Consider the following 1,594-nt stretch of genomic DNA (forward strand, 5'->3'; position numbering starts at 1 on the left):
GGGGCAATGCCACGTAGCTTAAGTTGATCTTGGTGTTGTGTGGATGGTCCGGCGTGGTGTCCTGATCATGACGCCGGGCGCTGGCACGGTGCTGCTTGTGGATGCGAGTGTGGCGTTGCCGGATCAGGTGTCGCTGGGTGTGCTGGTGACGGCGGTGCCGCGGGACGCGGTGGACGAGGCGATCGCGGTGTGCGGAGTCGGGGCGCGGCGGTCGGACGGGAAGCTGCCGCCGCATGTGGTGGCGTATCTGACGATGGCGTTGTGCCTGTTCGCCGACGACGACTACACCGAGGTCGTGACGAAGGTGACCGGGTCGCTGGATCGGTGGGGCTGCTGGGACGCCTCCTGGACGCCGCCGACCTCCAGCGCGATCACCCAGGCCCGTAAACGGCTGGGCCCCACCGTGTTCCGGGAGATCTTCGAGCGGGTCGCCGGTCCGGCGGGCGGGGAGTCCGGCCCGATGGCGGGCATGCTCGCGGCTGGTCGGGCGCGCGGGGCGTGGCTGCGGGACTGGCGGCTGGTGGCGATCGACGGGTTCGAGGCGGACCTGCCCGACAGCGAGGCCAACGCCGCCGAGTTCGGCTACGCCGGCACCGGTGAGGGCCGCTCGGCGTTCCCGAAAGCGCGGGTGGTCACGCTGACCGAGTGCGGCACGCACGCCTTCCTCGCCGCCGAGATCGGCACCTACGACAAGGGAGAGAAAGCGCTGGCGGGCAAGCTCTATCCCCGGCTACGGGCGGATGAGCTACTGACCGCGGACCGCAACTTCTACTCCTACGGTGCCTGGGAAACCGCCGCCGCGACGGGTGCGGCGTTGTTATGGCGGGCACCGACCCAGCTGGAGCTGCCAGTGGTGCGGATCCTGGCCGACGGCACCTACCTGACCCTGCTGAACAACCCGAGAACCCACAAACGCGAACGCCGCGACCGCGTGACCGCGGCCGCCAGGGCCGGACAGGAGATCCATCCGTCCGATGGCCAGTGGGCTCGGGTGATCGAGTACGACGTGCCCGACCGCACCGGCGGCGGCACCGGCGAGATCATCACCCTGCTCACCACCATCCTCGACCCCGCCGCCGCCCGAGCCGACGAACTCGCCGACGCCTACCACCAGCGATGGGAACACGAAACCGGCAACGACCAGCTCAAAACCCACCTCCGCGGCCCCGGCCGGATCCTGCGCTCCCGGCTACCCGAGCTGGCCTACCAGGAGATCTGGGCCTGGCTGACCACCCACCACGCCATCACCACCCTGATCACCCAGGCCGCCACCGCCGCCGACCTCGACCCCGACCGCATCTCCTACACCCAGACCCTGCGCCTGATCCGCCGCACCGCCACCGGCACGGCGGCCATTCCCCCCTCAGGACTGGACTGACCAACTACCCCGCATCCACACCGCCATCGCCGCCCTGCGCATCCCACCACGCCGGCACCGCACCTGCCCCCGAGCCGTCAAACGCATGCGCCACAACAGCTACCGCCCCAAGAAACCCGGCGAACCCGCCAGCACCCGACACCCCGGACCCGCCACCATCCGGTTCTACCCACTTCAACCCCACACCAAGATCAACTTAAGCTACGTGGCATTGGG

Annotated in this window: 1 protein-coding gene; it reads left to right on the forward strand. The window is 69.6% G+C overall.

Features of this window, described 5'->3' with window-relative positions; all coding sequences use genetic code 11:
* The first annotated feature begins 67 nt into the window (after positions 1–67).
* On the forward strand, positions 68–1,378 hold the full coding sequence (locus ACIRG5_RS48355; protein ID WP_402918501.1) for an IS4 family transposase: 1,311 nt from the start codon (positions 68–70) through the stop codon (positions 1,376–1,378).
* The last annotated feature ends 216 nt before the right edge of the window (positions 1,379–1,594 follow it).

This window comes from Lentzea sp. NPDC102401, from assembly GCF_044765805.1.
Taxonomy (GTDB): Bacteria; Actinomycetota; Actinomycetes; order Mycobacteriales; family Pseudonocardiaceae; genus Lentzea; species Lentzea sokolovensis.